The organism is Mesorhizobium sp. RCAM 05099 (genome assembly GCF_059683685.1).
On the sequence record NZ_CM185035.1, the window covers coordinates 5,899,602 to 5,920,311 of the forward strand.

21 protein-coding genes and 1 pseudogene are annotated in these 20,710 nt (G+C 61.0%); 8 read left to right on the forward strand and 14 right to left on the reverse strand.

All coding sequences use genetic code 11. From position 1 onward, the window contains the following. Positions 1 to 54 precede the first annotated feature (54 nt). The 5 genes from AC56QQ_RS29065 to AC56QQ_RS29085 all read right to left on the reverse strand — a co-directional run bounded on the left by AC56QQ_RS29065 (position 55) and on the right by AC56QQ_RS29085 (position 6,004). Entirely contained in the window at positions 55 to 294 is a 240-nt protein-coding gene (locus AC56QQ_RS29065) for a PA2433 domain-containing protein (protein ID WP_497124273.1), read from the reverse strand. A 173-nt stretch (positions 295 to 467) separates the two neighbouring features. Then, on the reverse strand, positions 468 to 737 hold the full coding sequence (locus AC56QQ_RS29070; protein WP_497124274.1) for a hypothetical protein: 270 nt from the start codon (positions 735 to 737) through the stop codon (positions 468 to 470). Between the two features lie 238 nt (positions 738 to 975). After that, entirely contained in the window at positions 976 to 4,158 is a 3,183-nt protein-coding gene (locus tag AC56QQ_RS29075; RefSeq protein WP_497124275.1) for an efflux RND transporter permease subunit, read from the reverse strand. Beyond that, entirely contained in the window at positions 4,155 to 5,600 is a 1,446-nt protein-coding gene (locus AC56QQ_RS29080) for an efflux RND transporter periplasmic adaptor subunit (RefSeq protein ID WP_497124276.1), read from the reverse strand. Before AC56QQ_RS29080 ends, AC56QQ_RS29075 begins: the two co-directional genes overlap by 4 nt. Further along, positions 5,597 to 6,004 carry a FixH family protein gene (locus tag AC56QQ_RS29085; protein WP_497124277.1) on the reverse strand — a complete coding sequence of 136 codons (408 nt, stop codon included), beginning with the start codon at positions 6,002 to 6,004 and terminating at the stop codon, positions 5,597 to 5,599. The genes AC56QQ_RS29080 and AC56QQ_RS29085 overlap by 4 nt, the downstream gene beginning before the upstream one ends. Positions 6,005 to 6,689: 685 nt before the next feature. Here AC56QQ_RS29085 and AC56QQ_RS29090 point away from each other — a divergent pair. After that, positions 6,690 to 7,061: a hypothetical protein gene (locus AC56QQ_RS29090; RefSeq protein WP_497124278.1), complete on the forward strand. Its 372-nt coding sequence runs from the start codon at positions 6,690 to 6,692 to the stop codon at positions 7,059 to 7,061. A gap of 69 nt (positions 7,062 to 7,130) precedes the next feature. On the opposite strand, the gene AC56QQ_RS29095 is transcribed toward AC56QQ_RS29090, so the two are convergent. From AC56QQ_RS29095 to AC56QQ_RS29120, 6 genes are all read right to left on the reverse strand, one after another. Next, on the reverse strand, positions 7,131 to 7,415 hold the full coding sequence (locus AC56QQ_RS29095) for a copper-binding protein (RefSeq protein ID WP_497124279.1): 285 nt from the start codon (positions 7,413 to 7,415) through the stop codon (positions 7,131 to 7,133). Between the two features lie 26 nt (positions 7,416 to 7,441). Beyond that, a complete protein-coding gene (locus AC56QQ_RS29100; protein ID WP_497124280.1) occupies positions 7,442 to 7,930 on the reverse strand; it encodes a cupredoxin domain-containing protein in 489 nt (162 codons plus the stop codon). Positions 7,931 to 7,973: 43 nt separating this feature from the next. Next, positions 7,974 to 9,332, reverse strand: a complete 1,359-nt coding sequence (locus tag AC56QQ_RS29105) for a multicopper oxidase family protein (protein ID WP_497129165.1) — start codon at positions 9,330 to 9,332, stop codon at positions 7,974 to 7,976. A gap of 16 nt (positions 9,333 to 9,348) precedes the next feature. Next, a complete protein-coding gene (locus AC56QQ_RS29110; RefSeq protein WP_497124281.1) occupies positions 9,349 to 10,803 on the reverse strand; it encodes a TolC family protein in 1,455 nt (484 codons plus the stop codon). A 314-nt stretch (positions 10,804 to 11,117) separates the two neighbouring features. Then, positions 11,118 to 11,543, reverse strand: a complete 426-nt coding sequence (locus AC56QQ_RS29115; protein ID WP_497124282.1) for a hypothetical protein — start codon at positions 11,541 to 11,543, stop codon at positions 11,118 to 11,120. 334 nt (positions 11,544 to 11,877) lie between these two features. Further along, a complete protein-coding gene (locus AC56QQ_RS29120) occupies positions 11,878 to 12,435 on the reverse strand; it encodes a DUF922 domain-containing protein (protein WP_497124283.1) in 558 nt (185 codons plus the stop codon). A gap of 431 nt (positions 12,436 to 12,866) precedes the next feature. Between AC56QQ_RS29120 and AC56QQ_RS29125 the strand changes: the two genes are divergently transcribed. The 5 genes and pseudogenes from AC56QQ_RS29125 to AC56QQ_RS29145 all read left to right on the forward strand — a co-directional run. After that, positions 12,867 to 13,304, forward strand: a complete 438-nt coding sequence (locus tag AC56QQ_RS29125; protein WP_497124284.1) for a curlin — start codon at positions 12,867 to 12,869, stop codon at positions 13,302 to 13,304. A 70-nt stretch (positions 13,305 to 13,374) separates the two neighbouring features. Then, on the forward strand, positions 13,375 to 13,773 hold the full coding sequence (gene csgH / locus AC56QQ_RS29130) for a curli-like amyloid fiber formation chaperone CsgH (RefSeq protein WP_497124285.1): 399 nt from the start codon (positions 13,375 to 13,377) through the stop codon (positions 13,771 to 13,773). 174 nt (positions 13,774 to 13,947) lie between these two features. Then, positions 13,948 to 14,352, forward strand: a complete 405-nt coding sequence (locus AC56QQ_RS29135; RefSeq protein WP_497129167.1) for a curlin — start codon at positions 13,948 to 13,950, stop codon at positions 14,350 to 14,352. A 573-nt stretch (positions 14,353 to 14,925) separates the two neighbouring features. After that, positions 14,926 to 15,222 carry a hypothetical protein gene (locus AC56QQ_RS29140; protein ID WP_497124286.1) on the forward strand — a complete coding sequence of 99 codons (297 nt, stop codon included), beginning with the start codon at positions 14,926 to 14,928 and terminating at the stop codon, positions 15,220 to 15,222. Positions 15,223 to 15,279: 57 nt separating this feature from the next. Then, positions 15,280 to 15,372, forward strand: a pseudogene (locus AC56QQ_RS29145) (DNA-binding response regulator); the annotation flags it as partial. Between the two features lie 396 nt (positions 15,373 to 15,768). On the opposite strand, the gene AC56QQ_RS29150 reads toward AC56QQ_RS29145, so the two are convergent. After that, positions 15,769 to 17,118 carry an OmpA family protein gene (locus AC56QQ_RS29150; RefSeq protein WP_497124287.1) on the reverse strand — a complete coding sequence of 450 codons (1,350 nt, stop codon included), beginning with the start codon at positions 17,116 to 17,118 and terminating at the stop codon, positions 15,769 to 15,771. A gap of 797 nt (positions 17,119 to 17,915) precedes the next feature. On the opposite strand from AC56QQ_RS29150, the gene AC56QQ_RS29155 reads away from it, so the two are divergent. Then, complete coding sequence (locus tag AC56QQ_RS29155) at positions 17,916 to 18,905, forward strand: methyltransferase (protein ID WP_497124288.1); 990 nt, start codon at positions 17,916 to 17,918, stop codon at positions 18,903 to 18,905. A gap of 280 nt (positions 18,906 to 19,185) precedes the next feature. On the opposite strand, the gene AC56QQ_RS29160 is transcribed toward AC56QQ_RS29155, so the two are convergent. Then, positions 19,186 to 19,335 (reverse strand): hypothetical protein, encoded by a 150-nt coding sequence (locus tag AC56QQ_RS29160; protein ID WP_497124289.1) that lies wholly within the window; start codon positions 19,333 to 19,335, stop codon positions 19,186 to 19,188. After that, the gene (locus AC56QQ_RS29165) at positions 19,328 to 20,410 is read right to left on the reverse strand and encodes a type III polyketide synthase (protein WP_497124290.1); all 1,083 of its coding nucleotides are present in this window, start codon (positions 20,408 to 20,410) and stop codon (positions 19,328 to 19,330) included. The genes AC56QQ_RS29160 and AC56QQ_RS29165 overlap by 8 nt, the downstream gene beginning before the upstream one ends. 66 nt (positions 20,411 to 20,476) lie before the next feature. On the opposite strand from AC56QQ_RS29165, the gene AC56QQ_RS29170 reads away from it, so the two are divergent. After that, positions 20,477 to 20,689 carry a hypothetical protein gene (locus AC56QQ_RS29170; protein WP_497124291.1) on the forward strand — a complete coding sequence of 71 codons (213 nt, stop codon included), beginning with the start codon at positions 20,477 to 20,479 and terminating at the stop codon, positions 20,687 to 20,689. The last annotated feature ends 21 nt before the right edge of the window (positions 20,690 to 20,710 follow it).

The window sequence follows — 20,710 nt, forward strand, 5'->3', positions numbered from 1 at the left end:
GGCAGCCGAACAACAGGCCCCCGCACTCGGCCGCGAAAGCCGCATTCGTCGCGACTAAATGCCCAGCATCTTCTTGGCTTGGTTGAGCGCAGCCTCTGACCCCGCATGATCGCCGGCGGCATGTAATTTCTCGCCTTGGGCGCGCAGTTCTTTGACCTTGGTCATATCGGCCTCCGCGAGGGTCGCGGTTGGTAACGCCGCATCGATCGCGGCCATGATGGTCGGGCATGAATTCGCAAAAGCGGTTGCTGGGATGACCGACAAGAAAAGCGCAAGTGAAATCGAACGTAACATGGCCTTTTCTCCCTGCCGGCTCCGGAATACCTAGCATCGATGACCGGCACTCCATAGTACATGGCAGCGCCGTCGACGACAATCACCGCGCGGTATTTCAATATCCTGCCCGCCGGGTCTATCTTCTATCTGCGCCACCTTGATCGGCGAAGCCCCTGCGGGCATCGCAGATATTATCGGCGAATGAGTTCATGATAGGCTTCGCTCAAAGCCTGCTTGCCGAAGGGTGACCGCGAAACGGAGGGGCTCTGGTCCAGCGCCTCTAGCGCCCGGAGCAAATGCTCTGCGACATCCAATCTGCCTTGCCGATATGCCAGCCTGAAGAGGGTCAGAACCCGTTTTTCAAGATCGATGGTTGCTTGTGTCATCGGATGACCTCCGGAGATACCCATCAGGCTAAGGGTTCCAGCCACCGGAAGGTCAAGGCCGTTTTCAAATGCCAAGACAGGCTCCCGAAGCCTTCGCTTTTCACGCATGGAAGTCAGGTCAGCAGCCGCGGGAGGTATCTGACCGCACTGATCCAGCGAATGAGGTTCTGGTCCATCAGCCTCAACGAAAGAAGACGTATTTGATCAGGGCCGCAATGATCAGCAGCACGATGACGACCACGAGCAACCCTGCGGCGCCCATGCCCCATGTCATCCCGCTCCCCATCATATCGCTCATCATTGCGGTCTCCCATCATTCGGCAGCGAGGTCAAACCTTGCAGGTTCCGTGAGCGCAACCTCGTCGGTCGTCGTCGATGCAATGCCTTTCGGCAACCGCCATCCCTTGACCAACCCGTAGATCGCCGGGATCACCACCAGAGTCAGGATCGTAGATGAGATCATACCACCGATCATCGGTACGGCGATCCGCTGCATCACTTCCGATCCGGCGCCAGTGCTCCAGAGGATTGGGATCAGACCGGCCATGATGGCCACGACAGTCATCATCTTCGGCCGGACACGCTCCACTGCACCAAGCATGATCGCCTGATAGAGATCTGCCCGATTGAATGGCTGATTGCGTGCGGCCCGCTCTGCCTTCACTTCGGCCATAGCCTGCTCCAGATAGATCAGCATGACGACACCAGTCTCGGCGGCGACGCCGGCGAGCGCTATGAAGCCGACCGCCACCGCCACCGACATGTTGAAGCCGAGCCACCACATCAGCCAGATCCCGCCGACAAGGGCGAAGGGCAAGGACAGCATGACAATCAATGTCTCGGTGAGCGCCCGGAAGTTGAGATAGAGCAGCAGGAAGATGATGAGCAACGTGACCGGCACGACGATCTTCATCCGCGCCGCGGCCCGCTCCAGATATTCGAACTGCCCGCTCCAGGCGATCGAATAGCCGGGCGGCAGCTTCACCGTCGCCGCGACGGCCTTCTGGGCGTCGGCGACATAGCCGCCGAGATCCCGGCCGTTGATGTCGACGAAGATGTAGGTCGCGAGCTGGCCATTCTCAGTTCGGATCGAGGTCGCGCCGCGCGTCAGTTGGACTTTAGCCACCTCGCCGAGCGGGATGGCGCCGCCGCCGGGCAACGGCACTTCGACGTCGGTGGCGATCGACTGAGGGCTAGAGCGCAGATCACGGGGGTAGCGGATGTTGACCCCATATCGCTCACGCCCCTCGACCGTCGTCGTCACAGTCTCGCCACCAAGCGCGGTCGCGATGACGTCCTGGACGTCGCCGACGGCAAGGCCGTAACGGCCGAGCGCCTCGCGATCCGGGAAGATATCGAGATAGTAGCCGCCGATAACCCGCTCGGCATAGGCACTCGACGTGCCCGGAACCGTTTTGAGGGCCGCTTCGATCTGGCGTGCGATCTGTTCCATCTGCGCCAGGTCGGTGCCGAACACCTTGACGCCGACAGGCGTCCGGATGCCGGTCGAAAGCATGTCGATGCGGGCGCGAATCGGCATGGTCCAGGCGTTGGAGACACCGGGGAACTGCAGAGCCTTGTCCATCTCGGCCTTCAGGCTGTCGATGGTGACACCAGTTCGCCACTGATCCTTTGGTTTCAGATTGATGATGGTCTCGAACATCTCGGTAGGAGCCGGGTCGGTCGCGGTCATCGCTCTCCCCGCTTTGCCGTAGACGGAATCCACCTCCGGAAAGGACTTGATGATCCGGTCCTGCATTTGCAGGAGTTCCGCCGCCTTGGTGACGGAAATCCCCGGCAGGGTCGTCGGCATATACATCAAAGTGCCTTCGTTCAGGGTCGGCATGAATTCCGAGCCGATCTGGCTCACCGGCCAGACGGAGACGCCAAGCACGACAAGCGCGAGCGCGATGGTCAGCGTCTTCGCCTTCAGGACGCCGCGAATGACGGGACGATAGATCCAGATCAGGAACCGATTGATCGGGTTCTTGTGTTCCGGGATGATCCGGCCGCGCACGAAGACCACCATCAAGGCCGGCACCAGCGTGATCGACAGGATCGCCGCGGCCGCCATGGCGAAGGTCTTGGTGAAGGCGAGAGGACCGAACATTCGGCCTTCTTGCGACTCCAGCGTAAAGATCGGCAGAAACGATACCGTTATGACGAGGAGGCTGAAGAACAGCGCCGGGCCGACCTCGCTCGCTGCATCGATCAGGATCTGTACTCGCGGCTTGCCGGGTGGCGCCCGCTCCAGATGCTTGTGGGCATTCTCAATCATGACGATAGCGGCATCGATCATGGCGCCAACGGCGATGGCGATGCCACCGAGGCTCATGATGTTGGAGCCGAGCCCGATCACCTTCATGGCGCCGAATGCCATCAGGATGCCGACCGGCAGCATCAAGATGGCGACGAGCGCGCTGCGCAGGTGAAGGAGGAAGACGACGCAGACCAGGGCGACGATGATGCTCTCCTCGGCGAGTGTACGCTTCAACGTTTCGATCGCCGCTTCGATAAGCTGCGAGCGGTCGTAGACCGGCACGATCTCGGCACCCTTGGGAAGGCTCCCTGCGATGTCGCTCAAGCGTTGCTTGACGTTCTCGATCACAGTCAGGGCATTGGCCCCGAACCTCTGCAGGACGATGCCGCTCGCGACCTCGCCTTCGCCATTGAGTTCGGTAATGCCGCGCCGTTCGTCGGGACCGATCTCGACCCCGGCGACGTCCTTGAGGCGTAGAGGCACGCCCTGATCGGTCTTCAGGACGATGTCTTCGATATCGGCCGTCGACTTGATGTAGCCGCGGCCACGCACCATGAACTCGAACTCGGAAAGCTCCAGCGTGCGTCCGCCGACATCCCGATTGCTGGCGCGAACCGCGTCGCGAACCATCGACAGCGATATGCCCTGGGCGCGCAGTCGCAGCGGATCGACGACGATGTTGTACTGCTTGACGAAGCCACCGACGCTGGCGACCTCGGCGACCCCCTCCGCCTTGGAGGCGGCATAGCGCACCACCCAGTCCTGCAGTGACCGCAACTCGGCCAGCGTCATGTCCTTGGCGACGACGGCGTACTGGTAGACCCAACCGACGCCTGTCGCATCGGGGCCGAGGCCCGGGGTGACGCCGGCCGGTAGGCGCTGCGCGGCGGCGTTGAGATATTCGAGCACGCGGCTGCGCGCCCAATAGGGATCCGTCCCGTCCTCGAAGATGACATAGACGAAGGAAACGCCGAAGAAGGAGAACCCACGCACCACCTTGGACTTCGGCACAGTCAGCATTGCCGTCGTCAGAGGATAGGTGACCTGGTCCTCGACCACCTGCGGCGCCTGGCCGGGATATTCGGTGTAGACGATGACCTGGACGTCCGAGAGGTCTGGAATCGCGTCGAGCGGAAGGGTCTTCAGCGCATAGGCTCCGGCGGCCACCGCGAAGGCTGTACCGACGAAGATCAGGACGAGATTGCGTGCAGACCACGCGATGAGCCGGGCAATCATGGCGGAGTCTCCAGGTTCGTCATGCCGCTCAGCGCAGCCTTCAGATTGCTCTCGGCATCGATCAGGAAATTCGCTGAGACCACGACCCGGTCGCCGGTGGCAACACCGTTGCGGATTTCGGTAAAGCCGCCGCCCTGAAGGCCGATCTTGACCTCTCGCGGCTCGAACCGGCCCTCGCCCTTGTCGAGGATCACGACCTGCCGAGTGCCGGTGTCGATTACGGCGCTGTCGGGGACGGCGACGACCGGGGCATTGCTGCCGCTGCCGATCTCAACATCGGCATACATGTCCGGCAGCAAGAGACCATCCGGATTTGGGATCTCGATCCGCACCTTGGTCGTGCGCGTTTCCTTGGTTACCTGCGGATAGATCAGGGCGATACGGCCGCTGAAGGTCTGGCCGGGCAGACTTCGAACGCGCACCGTGGTGACGGCGCCGACCTTCACTGCTCCCAGCTGATATTCGGGTACGTCGGCGACGATCCAGACGGTCGAGACGTCGGCGAGGCGGAAGAGCACGTCACCGGGCGACGCCTTCATGCCCTCGACTGCATTGCGCTCGAGGATCACCCCATCCCGTGGGGCGGTCCAGGTGATGGAGGTCAGGACCTGGCGAGTGCGGTCGATTGCCGCGATCACATCGGGTGGGACCGCAAGGTTCTCGAGGCGCTGGCGAGCCCCGGCCGAGGCGCGCCCGCTTCCGTTCAGATCGGTCAGGTATTGGGCGCTCGCCGTGGCGATCTCGGCCGAATACAGCCGCATCAGTGGTTCGCCCTTTTTGACCCGATCGCCGGTGGTAACGTCCGCTACCTTGTCGATGAAGGCATCGGTGCGCGTCGCGACCACCGTGATGCGCCGCTCATCGAGCTGCACGGTGCCGGGCACGCGCACCGGGCGAACGATCACCTGCTCGGTGGCGACCTCCGAGCGGACGCCGGTCCGCTGCAGTTTGCCTGTGGCGACTTTGACGGTCGAAGCGTCGCCATCCTCGCCCGCGTAGACGGGGATGTAATCCATCCCCATCGAATCCTTCTTCGGCGCAGGCGAGGTGTCCGGAAGGCCCATCGGATTGCGGTAGTACAAGACCCGCTTGGGTTCGCCGTCCGTTGGAGGAGCGGCGACGGTCGCGGCGGCGGCCGGCGGCTTGTCCTCGAAGCTCAGGTCTTCCCCCGCCAGAACGGGCAGGAAGTCCCGCCCAGCGGCGGTCTTCTTCGGAGTTGCCGCATAGGCTGGAAGGCCGTCCGGATCCCGGTAGTAGATCACGGGTCCGGTGGGCGCAGGGTTGGCACTCGCCGGGGCCGTCGCAGTGCCTTCCAGCCGGGCAGCAGCCTGCAGCCACGAAGTGGCGGGCAGCGCGAGATTGCGATGCCCCGCCCAGTAGCCTCCAGCCCCCGCCGCCAAAATGGCGGCGAGGGTGAGGCCGGTGCGGCCTGCACGATTCATGGCGTGGCCTTGAATTCGAGCTTGTTTTCGAGGGAGCCGGTTTCGCCCTGCACCTTGGCGCCGATCGACAGGCGGTAGCCACCTGGCATCATCAGATTGGTCTTGAACCGATAGATGCCGGGCTCCGTTGAGGGCAACGACTCGATTGGCGACGTCATCATCTCCATACCGTCCGGCGCCATGTCGACGCGCTTGGCAAAAATCACCGCGTCGGGCACCACCTTGCCGGAGCGCTTGTCGATGAGGCGGACAGCCACAATCGCGCCATCGCCGTTCTTGATCGCGCTTTGAACGAGTTGAAACTCATAGTCGTCGATCCCAGCCCAGGCCTTCGAATTGGCACCGCCGACAGCAAGACCGATCAGCGCCGCGGCTGCGACGTGCTTTGCATTGCAAAATTTCATTGTCAGATTTTCCCAAATTTCATCATTCGACCGCGCGGAATGCACGGCAGGCTGGTGGCCAGGCTGATGCCAAAGCCACGGACTCTCGCCGCAAGGCCGTCAGCCCTGCAGCGACAAACGGCCCCGATGGAGCCGTCGATGAATTCAGGTTCGTGGAGGTCTGGGAGGTGGCGGACTAGGCAGGAGATCCCGTCCGATGTCATTGCCAGGCGCGATCACGTCAGCAGCAGTTAACCGGGTCAGCGTGATTGCTACGGTCGTCGACACGCTCGGAAAGCACTTGGCGACACATAAGGTCGCGAGGGGACAAGACTTCTGGCAATCAGGCAGTTGCTGCCTCTGGTCCGAAGGACACGGCATGCCGTCCGGCATGGATGCCATATCGGCCATTGTCGCCGCCATAGGATCGACAACCATCATAGCCGCAGCAGACGGTGTCACCATCGGCGCGGTCAGAAGGCTCACGACAGCCAGAATCGTAAGCAGACGGGGCAATAAGGTCCGGAACTTCACATAGGCTGTATGGCATATGGTGCAGTGCAAGAAAAGAGCCATGAGCGCTCACGTTTCCGTCAGGTGATGCGGCCAATCGCCGAACCTTGACGGCTCCCTACCTGAATAGCGATTCGATTCGAACATAGATGCGATAGGTGATAGTATCGTCTCCAATCCTCGGGAGGAGGAAATGCGCGCCATTGCACTATTTGCCGGCGTGTTGGTGGCTACGCCCTCGATGGCGGCGGAGCGACTGATCTTTTACGCTGCCAACTTTCCAGATGCCACGTCGGTCCAGCTAAGCGTCCTGAACAATAGTGTGTCGCGAGATGGGGACTATGACTTTGACGTCGCTATTGGCTTAATCGAGACCGACGCGAGTGGTGCCATCAGGTATGAAGATACCGGCAGGCATCGCGCGCGCGTTCGCTGTAATTATCCGGCATATGTGAGCATCGGCACGCGAAGATATTCTATCGAGATGCCTCTGCTGAACCACCTCGCGCATGACGACTGGAAAGAAAATCTTTGGGTCACATTCTGCGCGGCTCCGTCATCCTGACTTCTATGCTCATGGGCCGATCAGACCGCGGCCGCGGATTGAACATCAACCCGCGGCGCTAGTCCCGGATCACTTGATACCGGTGACCGTGATGCGTCCGTTGACGCGGTCGGCTGTAAACTCGATCGCCTGACCCGATTTGACCTTCTCGAGCAAACTCGGCTCCGCGACGACGAACACCATCGTCATCGCAGGCATGTCGAGATTCGTCAGCGGCTCATGTTTGATCGTCAGCTTTTTCTGTTTGGCGTCGACCTTGATGACCTCGCCTTTCACGTATTCCTGCGCAAGCGCGCTGCCGCCAATGGCGAGTACGACCGCGAGTGTCGAGAGTGCTTTTACCAATAGTGTCATGGTTGCTTCCTTTGCGTTTTTCGAACTCAGTTGGCGACGGTGATGTCGCCCTTCATGCCGGAATCGTAGTGACCCGGGACCAGGCAGGCGAACCCGAATTCGCCGGCATTGGCGAAGGTCCAGATGATCTCGCCTCTGGCGCCGGGCGCCAGCCGGATCGCGTTGGGATCGGCGTGCTCCATCTCAGGGAACTTCTCCATCAGCGCCTTGTGGTCCATGATCCCTTCATGGACGTCCATGACGAATTCGTGGTCGACTTGGCCTTTGTTGACGAACTTCAGGCGAACAGTCTCGCCCTTCTTCACCTTGAGCACGGCCGGTTGGAACAACATCGTCCCGTCGTCCTTCTCCGACATGGAGATGTTGATAGTCCGCTTTGCCTTGCCAGCTTCACCAGGGTTGCCGATCGCCATCGTGGCGGCTTTGTCGCCATGTCCTCCGGCGTGGGTTCCACTGGCAAGAGCTGCTCCGGAACTGACCGCCATCAAGACGGCCGCTGCTAATATACGTTTCATGCTGCACATTCTCTCATTGTTGAGGTTGAGGGGTTTCGGTTTCTCATCCCTGTTTTCCGTGGCCGCCGTGCTCTGCCGGGGCCATCGTTTTTGCGTCGCCTGACTTTGTGGGGGCTGGAACATCGCCGGTCCACTCGTAGGCAACGGTTCCTTCCGGATGTTTGTACCATCCGGGATCGGCGTAATCGTTCGCGGACAGGCCCTCGCGCACCTTCACGACCGAGAACATGCTTCCCATTTCGATAGCGCCGAACTGACCCCAACCGGTCATCATTGGAATCGTGTTGTCGGGAAGCGGCATTTCCATCTCGCCCATGTCAGCCATGCCCTTGTCTCCCATCGCCATGTAATCCGGCAGCACGCGTCGGATCTTGTCGGTGACCTTCGAGTTGTCGACACCAATAAACGTAGGCACGTCATGACCCATGGCGTTCATTGTGTGATGCGACTTGTGGCAGTGGATCGCCCAGTCGCCCAAGTACTTGGCATCGAACTCGTAGGCCCGCATCGCGCCGACGGGAATGTCGATCGATACTTCCGGCCAGCGAGCCTCAGGGCGGGTCCAGCCGCCGTCGGTGCAGGTCACCTCGAAATCGTAGCCATGCATGTGGATCGGATGATTGGTCATGGTCAGGTTGCCGACCCGGACCCGCACCTTGTCGTTCTTGGACACGACAAGGTGGCTGATGCCGGGGAACAGGCGACTGTTCCAACACCACAGGTTGAAATCAGTCATGGTCATGATTTTCGGAACGTACGATCCGGGCTCGATGTCGTAGGCGTTCAGCAGGAACACGAAGTCGCGGTCCACCCGCATGAATTTGGGGTCTTTCGGATGAATGACGAAGAAGCCCATCATGCCCATCGCCATCTGGACCATTTCGTCAGCGTGCGGGTGGTACATGAAGGTGCCGCTCTTCACGAGATCGAACTCGTAGACGAAGGTCTTGCCGGGCGGGATCCCGGGTTGGGTAAGGCCAGTCACACCGTCCATGCCGCTAGGCAGGATCATGCCGTGCCAGTGCACGGTGGTGTGCTCCGGCAGCTTGTTGGTCACGAAGATACGGACCCGATCGCCCTCGACTGCCTCGATGGTCGGACCGGGAGACTGGCCGTTATAACCCCAGAGATAAGCGGTCATGCCGGGCGCCAGCTCCCGCTCAACCGCCTCGGCGACTAGGTGGAATTCCTTCACGCCATTGTTCATCCGGTGCGGGAGCGTCCAGCCGTTGAGCGTCACCACCGGCTGGTAGTCAGGACCGGTCGTTGGAAATATCGGCGGCTGCATGTCCGGGGACTCCATGACAGCGGCGTCCGGTAAGCCCATCGCAGATGTCTTGGTCCACGCCGTGGCGCCGGCGAGCAAGGCTCCGGCGCCCAGTAACTGACGTCTTGAAAGCATTTTCTTCTCCTTGAGTTCAGTGGCCTTCGGCGCTTGCTTCGGCTGCGGCCGGTGCGTCGCCGCCCCCGGATGAGGTTCCGCCGCCATGGATGGCGGTCCCGAGATTGACGTCGGCCAGCCAGAAATTGCGCTTGGCGTTGAGGGAAAGCATGATCGAGCTGATCTTCGCGCGGGTGTCCGCCAGAAGCTCGAACGTGTTGGTGATCATGCCGTTGTAGGTGAGGACCGACTCCGCCTCGATCTTTGTTCGCAGCGGCACAACACTGTTCCGATAGTGCCGGGCAATATCGTAGGTCGAACGGTAGGCGTCATAGGCAGACCTGGCTTCGGACCTGATGTTGACCGCTTTTTCCGCCATCCGATTGGCGGCTTGCATGTAGGCAAGCTCGGCCTTGCGCATGCGGGCCTTGCCGGTATCGAAGATCGGGATGACGAACTCCAGCTCCAGGGTGGGTGCGACACTCGTCTCCGTCCCGCCCTCCTCGGACTCTTCGCGTTCCACCTCCACGCCGGACAGGAGTTCCAGGTCGCTGACGTAGCGGGTCGCCTCGGTCAGGCCGTAGGATTTCGCCAACGCTTCCAGCTCAAGTTTCGCAATCTCGAGGTCGACGCGATTTTTGAGCGCCTCCGCCTCGATGGCGCGTTTGCCCTTGGCGCCCTTCGGCAGGGCTGGAAGCGTGTTGGGGACTGAGTAATCGACGTCCGGCCCCCAAAGGCCCATGAGGCGGGTGAGCTCTTCCTTCGCGGTCCGGGCGGCGAGACGCGCCTCCGCCGCCTGGCCGACGATCTCGGCATAGAAGACGTGCTCGCGGGCCTGACCGGTCTTCGTGAACGCGCCCGTCTCCCCGAGTTTTTGAGCGAGTTCGGAGGCTGCATCGGCGGCGGCTTGCGCCTTATTCAAATAGGAAACGCTTTCCCAAGCCGATACAGCGTTGATCCAGGCCCGCCGCGTGTCCGCGGCCAGCCGTAGCGTTTCTTCGGCGGCGCGGAGCTGGGCCTGGCGGAAGCGCGCATCCGCGACCGCGACGCGTCGCTGACGGGTCATCAGCGCAAGGATGTTGCTGGCAACAGCCCCCTCGATCGTGCGTACGGGATCGATGCCGATCATACCAACCGAGATTGTCGGATTGACGAGCATCTCTTCCTGCCAGACATCGGCCGCCGACAGACCGATCTCGGCATAGGCGGCCTGCAGGCCCTTGTTGTTTAGCAGGGCGACCTGCACCGCGACGTCCGGACCAATGGTCTTGTTCTGAACCAGGCTCTTTACTTGCGCGGAGAGAGCCTGCGCGTTCTCGCGAGACTGCACCCAAGCCGTTCTCTTGCCGGTCACAGCTCCGGCGCGTGCCGCGACTGTCGTGAAGCCAGCGACGGGGTCGGAGACGCCGTCAGGGCCAGCGGTGGCCGTACATCCGGCGGCAATCAGCGGAATGGCCATGGCCGCAGCTATGTTCAGGAACCGGCGCTTCATGATCCGGCTCCGGTTGTTGCAGGGGAGCGTTCTTCATTGAGACGCCGCCAGTTCTGCGGATCGACGGGCTCCCGCTGGTGATAATTGGTGACGACCGGGTGATAGTGCGCATCACGTATGCCCATAACGGGATCAGATGGATTGAAAGCTGGAAGGACGGTCGGTGGGGTGGTTACCGCGCATCCGGCAACCAACAGCGATGCGAGCATCGCGAGACTTGCGAATTTCATTGTAGACCTGAAGCTGAACGTGTGCGTTAGGCCGCGCCGGAACGGATTCCGCACGCTGCGCGCGAACGCCCTCGATGGGCGGCGTCAGTTCAGGTGTCTGGGAGGCCTTATAAGCGCTGTATACTCGCCGCCTACCAACGCTTCAGCAACGTCGGCGACAAAGCAGCGGGAGGCAGCGCGGTCCAGGTCAGGACAGTCGACCGGCACAGCATGCGCCGGCGCGCAGTGGACCTCGCAGCTGTCGTCTGCAGATTTCTCACCACCAAGATTTTTCTCGCCCACATCCGTTTCGGCCGCCCCGACCGCATCTTCGTGGTGGCCAACGTGGCCACCGGTGTCGTGCGGAGATTTCTCCACCTGGAGCGTCACCCCGGAGTCGCTGTGAAAACCCGTGGCGTTCGCGGTAGCGAAAAGGCCAGGCTGAAGAGAAGACATGACTAGAAACACGACCGCAAGCACTGCGCGGAGCGGCGCAATTCCTGCAATCGAGATTCGGCCGAGGTTTCTCATCAGCCCCTTGGGACAAGTGTTCGCTTGATTTGTCAAGACCAACTGGCGTTGTCTTGTTGCACTGCAACCAAATGTGAACGCGAATAACACGGCCTGAAACCGATCTTATCCAAGCGAGTCGCATCGTCGGGACGGGCCGATCATTAAGCTCCCGCCGAACTTCCGTTCACGCTGACTGAGCACTGATGTCGGGATTTTTTCGAGAACCACGTCGAAAACATCGAATCTGCGGCCAAGCGCATGTGCGCGCCGATTTCGATCTGTACGGCGCTCGCAGAATTATTATCTTCGAGCGCACGGGTCCCCCGAGGACGTCGGACCCAGGAACGTTGATCTAGTCGAGTGCGAATGGCTTTGGATTGGCATCATGCCGATCCTGGGCTTCTTCCGAATTCTCGACAATCTGTTTGGCTGTGCGATTCAGTGATTGCTCCAGAGCCGAGCATGAGCCGGGGGCCATCGCACCGTGCGTCAGCTTGCTAATCCGTTCGGCTGCATCCACGGCAATCGTTTTGTGACCATCCTCATGGGCCTTCAGCTCCTGAAAGTAGGTATTCCAGCCAGTGCGCACCGCTTGATCGGCGCGCGCCTCGTCCACCCAGGTCGGCAGTAGAATTTTGAGTTTGAGAATGATTTCGTCCGAACTGACCCGGCAAGAATTTTCCGCCTGCGCAAACCTAAATTTCCAATCCCAATGATCTGCCACCTCGCCTTCAATAATACCGTCTCTGTCCCTCTTGGCCACCCGGTGCAAATCTTCATGTATCGCTTCCAGGCTAAGGCCCCGCAATTGATAGGTCGAATGCGTGACGTCTAATTTCACGTCCGCGCGTGCCTCCCCGGCACCAAGCATGAAGGCGAGACCACTGAAAACCGCAGCGTACTTGCTCATGATGGGATCCTTGTTCCAAGAGCTACCGCACTCATGCAGCCCGTGCGCGAAAGACTACCTTAGGATCATCAGCAACGGGCTGAGCCTTATGAGGTTCCGCAGAAGGCATGCCCGAGTCGGCCCGTTGGGAGGTGAGTTCGCAAACGAGAGTTCACGAGGCCGGATTCGTACGCCTCCAATCCATGCATTCGGTTTCTTCGCGGGCAAATTCTTGGGAAGATTCTCAAACGTCTGCAGCATTACCTTGCCGCCTTCGGCAACGCGAACAGTCCACTTGCCGTCCCATGGCTGGCGCGTCACAGGCGGCGGCGATTGTTTACGAAAGCCACTCCTGAACCCCGGCTGAACGGTGCCTTCAGCTTCGGTTCGAACGGCATCTCCTAAAAAGGAGCCGTTCAACTCGCGGCCCGTCCGCCAAAGGAGACGCTCTCATGATCCGCAATTCTTTCGTCGCAACCGCGCTCGCCGCTCTTGTCGGTATCACCGCCGTCGCACCGGCCATGGCAAACGACGTACGCATCGAGCAATATGGCTGGTCGAACTCAGCCGGTGGCGCTCAGAACGGTTTCAAAAACCGTATCCGTGTCTACCAGAACGGCCGCTTCAACAAGGCGATCGGCCAGCAACGCGGCCGCCACAACCTTTCGGCCATCGGCCAGGAAGGGGTCGGCAACTACGGGGCCACCTATCAGAACGGCAACCGCAACGTGGCCGGGGTCGGCCAGTTCGGCTCCAACCACACCACCATTCTGACGCAGGACGGCAACGGCAACATCGCTGCCGGCGTGCAGGTGGGCCATGGCTGCGATGCCAATGTCAGCCAGGGTGGCAGCGGCAATGTCGCCGCTTTCGTCCAAGCCTGCCCGTAAATCCGGCAACGGCCGGAGGGCCGCGGAAAGTGCCCGCGGCCGCGGCCAACGAACGCCAAGGAGACGAACGATGCCCCGCATAAGCAAACATCCCCGCCGCGTCGCGGCACTCGCCTTGGTCCTGGTCTCGGCCAGCGCGCTGGCAACCATGGCCACCGCCGACCAGTCCCTTGGGCCGGTGCGCTGCGAGATCCGTGTCACGCCGGAAGGCGGCATGGTTTCGCTGGAGGCGCTTGCCCATGCCGATCGAAACGTGAGCGGCACGTATTCTTTCCATGTCGAAAGTGCCGGTCACACCGGCGGTACCGATATCGAGCAGGGCGGCGCTTTCAGCGCCGCGCCGGGCCGCCCTGCCACGCTCGGCACCGTCACGCTCGACGCGAAGGGCGGCATCTACAACGCCAAGCTCGAGGTGACCATCGGCGGCAAGAGTATCGGCTGTGCCGAACGGGTCGGCGGCGCGACCTGATCGCATCGCCAAGTTTCCGAAAGGGGCGCCGGGGTCGGGGCGCTCTTTTTATGAGCGTCAGGTCTGGGCACAATGACTGAACGACTGCTGAACGACGGGTTCCGCCAGGGTTCAGCCCCGAAATGAGAAAGTTAGTTAGTCAAAGGCTGAGACGGCCGGAAAATGGAGATCAAGATGGCCCGCAATATGTTCAACACTCTTACTGCAGCTCTCGTCGCCGGCAGCATCGGGCTGTCCGCACCAGCCTACGCAGGAGGCTGGGTTTCTGCGACCTATGCCCCTGCCAACGCCCGCGACGCCGGCGCCCTGGCGACCGGCATGCGGGTCTACTCGCTCTATCACGACCTGCGCGGCGCCAGTATCCGCCAATCGGGACACGGCAATATTGCGGGCATCGCCCAGAACGGCCGCGGCAATCTGGGCATCATCCGACAGGAGGGCAATGGCCATTCAGCTAGCCTGCGGCAGAACGGCAATGATAACGCCTACGGCATTTTTCAATTCGGCAGAAACACAGGCGCCGATGTCGTCCAGAACGGCGATGGCGGTAGCGGCGCCACCTTCAGCTACGGTTGGTAAGTCGGACCCGGAGGTGTTCAGTCTTCGTGTGCGGGATCATGTCGAGCTAGAATAGCGCTGCGGGACCTAAATGGCTGACTATCTGCGCGCGTTCGCGCCGAGATCTGATTCACACTGGCCTCTCCTCGGCCGATTACTGCAGGTCAGGAAATTCCTATATTTGGATTCGCAAATCGGCGATCTACCGCCGGAGTATCAAATGCGGAGTTCACCGACTCGAGCCGGGCCGCATGCTTTCAGGCGCCCGACGACTTCACTTAGTTTTAAAAGTCGGCTTCGCTCTGGACTGTGACCTTAACAGCCTGCTTGCCACGTTCATCGGCTTATTGAGAGGCGCAGGCGCCTCGGACAGACTGCCATTGGTTCAGATGGGTGCAGTGGTCATAACTGTAGTCGCGCACGCCGCAGTGAGAACAAACCCTGCGTATTTGATACGACAGCATCAATCTAAAATGCCAGACGGTGAGATCTCAGGTTGATTGTCTGGCGTTGCAGGGGTGTGACGAGCATGTTTTCAGAGGCGTTCACTGTTCATTTCAGGTTCAGCCCCGAGGCGTTACAACTTCTTCGATCATGAAAACGCTTCGCTCCCATTTCCGAACCGCGACCCTAGCTCTCTGCGCTGCGGGGCTGTTAGCGGCGCAGGCAAGCGCGACGCCGGTCGCCGCGTCCGGCCCGGATGAGCCCATTGTCGTGGCTGCCGAATGCTACGCGATTGGCCAGCAGGTCGCCGAACAGAACGGCGGAACGCTGGCCAAGGCGTCGCAGTCGGCGCGCGGGGGCCAGCCGGTGTGCGTCATTGTTGTGCTTGTCCCGGGCAAGGACGGGCAGCGTCCGCGCCGTTCCGAAATCGTCGTTCCGCGGAACTGACCCCTGCCGTTTCCCGGGCCGCCGGAATCGGCCTCTTCAACAGGTATCGATCTCTGCATGCGCGTAGTCATCGTCGACGATGACAAGGATCTCAACCGGCAGATATCGGACGCCCTCGTCGACGCCGGCTATGTCGTCGATCGCGCCTTCGCTCGGGGCGTTGCCGGTCGCCGGGATCCTTCTCTTGCTTATGTAGTTGACTTCTATGGACGCCGGACGACCGAGCTCCGCGCGCGCACCACGCAGCCAGGCGGGGAGCCCAGATAGCGGGCAGCTAGCCAGGTCCCGGCCTTTTTTAATAAGCGGCGGGGCGGGCTTTGTTGCCTGAGGCAGGTACCCGTCGCTCTTAGGTGGACTGAGAGCGACGGGAGGTGTTGCCTGAAAATGCGGAACTGTAACTTGCCGCGGGTGGGATGCTAAAACCGCACGGTAAATGAAGTGTTAAAAGCCCCGTCCGGGTTTCATCAGAGGGGGCCGGGCCATTAGGTCCGTTGGCTGGCAAGGTCTCGCGATTCGGGAGCTTTACCGAATCGCGAGATGTTTTGGTCAGTTGGAGCTGGCGACGGGCGCCACCAGCGGCGTGATGCGGCGAATTGCGACACGGCGGTTCTGTCGCTCCGGCCCTGTCGTGTTCACCTTAAGATAGCGCTCGCCGTAGCCTTGGGTCGTCAGGTTCTCTGGCGCGATGCCAAAGGCGTTGGTGAGGGCCTCGGCAACTGCCTCGGCTCGCTGGTCGGACAAGGCCAGGTTTGCATTGTCGCTACCGACGGCATCGGTGTGGCCTTCGATCAAGAAGGTTTCCGCTGGGTTCTTCTTCAGCAGCCGCTCCATTGCGTCCGCAACGCCTTGCAGTTTTTTGACTTCACTGTCCGAGATCGCCGCCGAACCGGTCTCGAAATTCAACGTGTCGAGATCAACCCGCCGGGCGATGTCGCGCACACGCGCCGAGCGCTTGACCTCATCGACCGAGTAGAGGCGCTGGACCTTTTCCACCGGCGGTTGCTCAAGGAAGGTGTAGTAGTCGCCAGCATCCTCTACCAACTCGGACTCCAGGATGTATTGCTTGCGCGGGATGGTGAGCCGCATCGGTGGCAAGTCATCTCCAGGATCGCGCCAATCCTGCACGTCCTGATAGTACCGCTCGTCGACGTAGCTCAACACATACTCGCGGCCGTCGGGCGTGATGCGGGAGCGCTGGATGACGTCGCCATAGCGGTTGCGGATGGTGACGATTTGGTTGCCGTTGTCGCGAATGATCGTCTCGCGTGTGCGGCCGCCCGGCAGATCTTCGTAATACACATCCTTGGCGCCACGGCTCATTCGCGGCGCTTCGTTGCTTTCGACTATCGTCCGGTTGTTGAACTGGATGATGACCCGGCCGCCAATTTCCGAGAGGACATTGGCGCCCTTGGGGCGTTCTGGCACCTGGCCATCCGGCGCCTTTTCACGGCGGGTACCCTTTTCCTCGGTCACCGGAACGATCTTCTCAGGCTTGATTTCCTGCTGCGCTGCCTTGTCGTCCGCCGGCGGTGGTCCGGCGTCTACAGGGGCAGCCGCAGGCGCGAGGGCCTGACCGCCATCGCTCTGCTGAGCAGGCGGGTTGCCGTCCTTGCCCGGACGTTTTGCATCTTTTTCGCTGTCGAGGACTGGTGCGGCGTTCGGATCTGCTGGCGCCTCGCCCTGGACTGGCTTTTCGCTTTGGACGGGCGCCGCCGGCTCACCATTCGCTGGTTTTTCGGAGGCTGGAGGCTGCTGGTCGGTTGCAGGTTGCTCGCCAGTCACGGGCTGCTTTGGTGCAGGCGCCTCGGCGGCAGGCTGCTCGGCGGCAGGTTTCTTTTCTGGCTTGCTCGTAGGTTCCGCCGGCTGTTCACCCTGGGCAGGCGCAGGCTGATCCATCGTAGCAGGCGCCTGGGGAGCCGGGGTGGGCAAAGGTGCCTGATCTGCGGGCGGCTGGACCTGCTTGACTGGCGCCGATTTGTCGGGAGCCTGAGCGGGCGCAGGCTCGGCTGGCGGCGCCGGCGCAGGCTCGGCCGTTGGAGCAGGCTGTTCCGTCGCGGAGGGTTCCGCCTGAGGGGTAGCTTCAGGAACAGGAGCTGCCTCAGGTGCCGGCGTTGCCTCGGTCGGCTGTGGTTTCGGAGCGGGCTGTGGCTCGGTCGCGGGAAGTGGGGCCGCATTTTCGGACGGAGCCTGCTGCCTTAGCGCGCAGGCCTCGGCGGACTCACCCTCCTTACACTTCAGCTTGATAAGGATCAGAGGTTTATATGCGACGAACCGTGCGGCACCGAATGCTGTGCTGCTGAGCGGTGGGAACGCCCCGAACGGCGCTGACGCGATCAGCAAACCGAGTGCGGTGCTGGCCAAAATCTTTGGTCGGCGTGTCATTTCAATTCTCCGTGTGGTGTCCCGTCGCTATCCAAACTGAGCACTGCCACATTCGTTCCCATTGGATCTCAAATGGCGCGCTCACAGGCGGATTAACGGCTGGTTCCAGTAATGCGCACTCTTGAGCGGCTCTGCAGCCTTCGGAGGTGACGCCCGCCAATTGCCGGGCTTGGCCGGCATACTCTTCGCGGGAGGAGCGGCTGCGGGAATGCAAGATAAGGGCCCGCCCAGAGCGACCCAGCATCCAAGCAGGGCATGCAGGACTCATCATTCAGAGCCTGCTAAACTTCCGCGCATATCGGAGGGATGTCATGCTCAACCCATCGCAGCAGATCATGAGGCTAGGCTTTGGATTCGCCGTGTCACAGGCACTGCGCGTCATTATCGAACTCGGCATCCCCGATCTCCTGGCTGCCAGCGAGCGGTCGGTGGATGAACTAGCGGCTGCCACTCAGTCAGATGCAGACGCGCTTTATCGTGTAATGCGACTTCTCGCGCCTGAAGGGGTCTTTAGGGAGGTACTGCCCCGTCATTTCGAGTTGACGGAGGTTGGTGCCGTGCTGCGCTCCGATCGGCCGGGTCCCCGTGACTTCGTCCGCATGATCAACAGCGAGGCCTATCTTGCCTTCGAGCAACTCCTGCATTCTGTCCGCACCGGAAAGCCGGCCTTCGACAAGGTGTTCGGGAGCCCAAGGTTTGACTGGCTGTCGGAACACCCGGAGCAGGCTGCCTTGTTTCAGCGTGCCATGGTCGCCTTGAGCCAAGGCAGCAACGAGGCCGTTGCCGAAGCTTATGACTTCAAGCCATTCACGCGCGTCGTCGACGTTGGCGGCGGGCATGGCCAGCTTCTCTCGGCGATCCTGGCCCGCAACCCTCTTTTGAGCGGCGTGCTTTTCGATCTGCCTTCGGGCGTCGCGGCAGCACGCCACGGTGCCGGAGGCGACCTGCCGCGCACCGAATTTGTCGCCGGTGATTTTTTTGAAAGCGTTCCCACCGGTGATGCCTACGTCATCAAGAAGGTCGTTCACGATTGGGACGATGGGCGTGCCGCGGAGATCCTGCGAAATTGCCGCAAGGCGATGCTGCCGAACGGGAAGGTGCTTGTGGCCGAGACCCTCGTGCCGCCAGGTGACGAACCGAACCAGATCAAGGGTATCGACGTGGTCATGCTCGCCGTCACCGGCGGCCTGGAGAGAACTCAGGCCCAATATGCAAGCTTGTTCGACGCCGCTGGACTACGCCTTGAACGAGTGATTCAGACCCGAGGACCCATTTCCATCCTCGAGGCGTGCCCAGCCTAATCAAATGCCAGCTGCTCTCACACGACGTCCGGTTCCGCCCAATAGGCCGGCCGGGTCTTGGCCAAAAGGAGACCCCGACCAACACCATCGAAGGCGGACTGGCGATTGCGAGAACATGTGTTGCGAGCTTGCCCACCGCCGCTGCCGGTTTTTTGGGTCACAGGAGACCAAGCTATCAGCTGCGGTTTTCAACATCGTGTGCAACCCGCCCTTGTGGCCGTCGCCGGACCCGATTTCCAGAATCCTGATCGAACTCTTGCGCACGTTTGCCTTCAAGAGGCTAGAGATGGATCGTGCTTTGAAACATCAGCGTGTTTACCCAAACAAGATCACGCCGGGAGCCGATTGCCCTGGGATCGTCGGGAGGTAAACCATCGAGCAACTCCGGCTCGATCCGGCGGCGGTCGAGGTTGTTGGTCACTTCAGGCATTGCCGGCCGTATGGAACATCATCGTCTCAGTCGTCAGGCCGGGCCCGAATGCCATGGCACAACCCACGCGGTCTTCCGTGAACGCGCGCAGCATTCGCTCAAGCACGAACATGACCGTTGCTGAAGACATGTTTCCGTTTTCGCGAAGGACCTCGCGCGAAAGCAACAACGCATCGGGATGGAGATTCAGCGCGCGCTCCACAGCGTCGAGAATGGAGCGCCCGCCTGGGTGAACAGCCCAGAGATCAATGTCTGCTACGCTCTTGCTTCCCAGGATGCTGCCGATGCCTGTGCCGAGCGCACCCTGAATTGCGCCAGGAACCTGTCCCGACAAAAACATGTCGAAACCGTCATCGTGTATGCTCCAGGTCATCAGGTCGCGACCGTCGGCAGCGACGATCGCGTGAAAACTATCCAGGCCGATGCCGAACGGGCGGGCGGTCACCGAAGCGGCCGCGCAGCCATCGCCCCATAGGCAGAAAGACAGCAGTTTTTCAAGATCGCTGGTCTCCTTGAGATGGAGCGTACAGAGTTCGATACAGACGATCACAACGTGGGCCTTGGGTTCGGATCGAATGATGTGCCGTGCCAGCTTGAGCGCGTTGATAGCTGCATAGCATCCCATGAAGCCAATGATCGTGCGCTCGATGGTGGTCGGCAAATCGCATCGGGCGATTATTTCCAGATCCATGCCCGGGGCGGAAAAGCCTGTGCAGGTGGTGACGATCAAATGCGTGACATGCTTCCTGTCTTCGCCTTGGAGAAGCCGCTCCACGGCTTGCTGCGCTAGAACTGGCGCAGCGGCTGCAAACATCTCCATGCGCGTAGCCGTTCCTGGAAATGCACCCCGCTTGAAAACGCCCGCCATGTCCACACTCGGACCCTCGGGATCATCGGCGGGCGCAAAGCACGAATAGCGATGTTCGATCCCGCCCTTGTCTGCCATTCGATTGAAAATCGCCCGGCGACGGGGGTCTGCCGTCAGCTGGGAGCCGGCAAACCGAAGGAAGAAGCTGTGAACGCCGTGGTCCGGAACAGCCGTTGCAATTCGATTTATGAAAGCTTGAGCGGGCATTTTTCCTTAACTTGCAGCCGCAAGTCTGTGGTCACAGAGGGGCTCACCACGTTTTGGAGGCTTGCAGTGGATCTGCGCCTGAACGGCGATGGCAAACTCTATTGTGGTAAACGCACAGAACCCGCGAATGCTTCCCTTGCGTCAAATTTCATAGCTGACCATCGCAACCGAACCAAACTGCATGCGGCCAAGCGGCCGAAACGGCGGCTGAGCCGGCGATCGCTTGTCGTTCATCTGAAGTTTCCAAAAGATGGCGCGAATGCCATCGGTTTCCGTTGATTTGTTACGGTCGTTGCGTTA

What these genes read in the sequence shown, in the direction of transcription:
- AC56QQ_RS29085 (WP_497124277.1), bottom strand. Translation starts at nt 6,004, where the DNA reads ATGAAATTTTGCAATGCAAAGCACGTCGCAGCCGCGGCGCTGATCGGT.
- AC56QQ_RS29080 (WP_497124276.1), bottom strand. Translation starts at nt 5,600, where the DNA reads ATGAATCGTGCAGGCCGCACCGGCCTCACCCTCGCCGCCATTTTGGCG.
- AC56QQ_RS29115 (WP_497124282.1), bottom strand. Translation starts at nt 11,543, where the DNA reads ATGAGAAACCTCGGCCGAATCTCGATTGCAGGAATTGCGCCGCTCCGC.
- AC56QQ_RS29065 (WP_497124273.1), bottom strand. Translation starts at nt 294, where the DNA reads ATGTTACGTTCGATTTCACTTGCGCTTTTCTTGTCGGTCATCCCAGCA.
- AC56QQ_RS29155 (WP_497124288.1), top strand. Translation starts at nt 17,916, where the DNA reads ATGCTCAACCCATCGCAGCAGATCATGAGGCTAGGCTTTGGATTCGCC.
- AC56QQ_RS29100 (WP_497124280.1), bottom strand. Translation starts at nt 7,930, where the DNA reads ATGAAACGTATATTAGCAGCGGCCGTCTTGATGGCGGTCAGTTCCGGA.
- AC56QQ_RS29090 (WP_497124278.1), top strand. Translation starts at nt 6,690, where the DNA reads ATGCGCGCCATTGCACTATTTGCCGGCGTGTTGGTGGCTACGCCCTCG.
- AC56QQ_RS29165 (WP_497124290.1), bottom strand. Translation starts at nt 20,410, where the DNA reads ATGCCCGCTCAAGCTTTCATAAATCGAATTGCAACGGCTGTTCCGGAC.
- AC56QQ_RS29110 (WP_497124281.1), bottom strand. Translation starts at nt 10,803, where the DNA reads ATGAAGCGCCGGTTCCTGAACATAGCTGCGGCCATGGCCATTCCGCTG.
- AC56QQ_RS29150 (WP_497124287.1), bottom strand. Translation starts at nt 17,118, where the DNA reads ATGGATCAGCCTGCGCCTGCCCAGGGTGAACAGCCGGCGGAACCTACG.
- AC56QQ_RS29135 (WP_497129167.1), top strand. Translation starts at nt 13,948, where the DNA reads ATGGCCCGCAATATGTTCAACACTCTTACTGCAGCTCTCGTCGCCGGC.
- AC56QQ_RS29140 (WP_497124286.1), top strand. Translation starts at nt 14,926, where the DNA reads ATGAAAACGCTTCGCTCCCATTTCCGAACCGCGACCCTAGCTCTCTGC.
- AC56QQ_RS29120 (WP_497124283.1), bottom strand. Translation starts at nt 12,435, where the DNA reads ATGAGCAAGTACGCTGCGGTTTTCAGTGGTCTCGCCTTCATGCTTGGT.
- AC56QQ_RS29105 (WP_497129165.1), bottom strand. Translation starts at nt 9,332, where the DNA reads ATGCTTTCAAGACGTCAGTTACTGGGCGCCGGAGCCTTGCTCGCCGGC.
- AC56QQ_RS29125 (WP_497124284.1), top strand. Translation starts at nt 12,867, where the DNA reads ATGATCCGCAATTCTTTCGTCGCAACCGCGCTCGCCGCTCTTGTCGGT.
- AC56QQ_RS29075 (WP_497124275.1), bottom strand. Translation starts at nt 4,158, where the DNA reads ATGATTGCCCGGCTCATCGCGTGGTCTGCACGCAATCTCGTCCTGATC.
- AC56QQ_RS29160 (WP_497124289.1), bottom strand. Translation starts at nt 19,335, where the DNA reads ATGCCTGAAGTGACCAACAACCTCGACCGCCGCCGGATCGAGCCGGAG.
- csgH (WP_497124285.1), top strand. Translation starts at nt 13,375, where the DNA reads ATGCCCCGCATAAGCAAACATCCCCGCCGCGTCGCGGCACTCGCCTTG.
- AC56QQ_RS29095 (WP_497124279.1), bottom strand. Translation starts at nt 7,415, where the DNA reads ATGACACTATTGGTAAAAGCACTCTCGACACTCGCGGTCGTACTCGCC.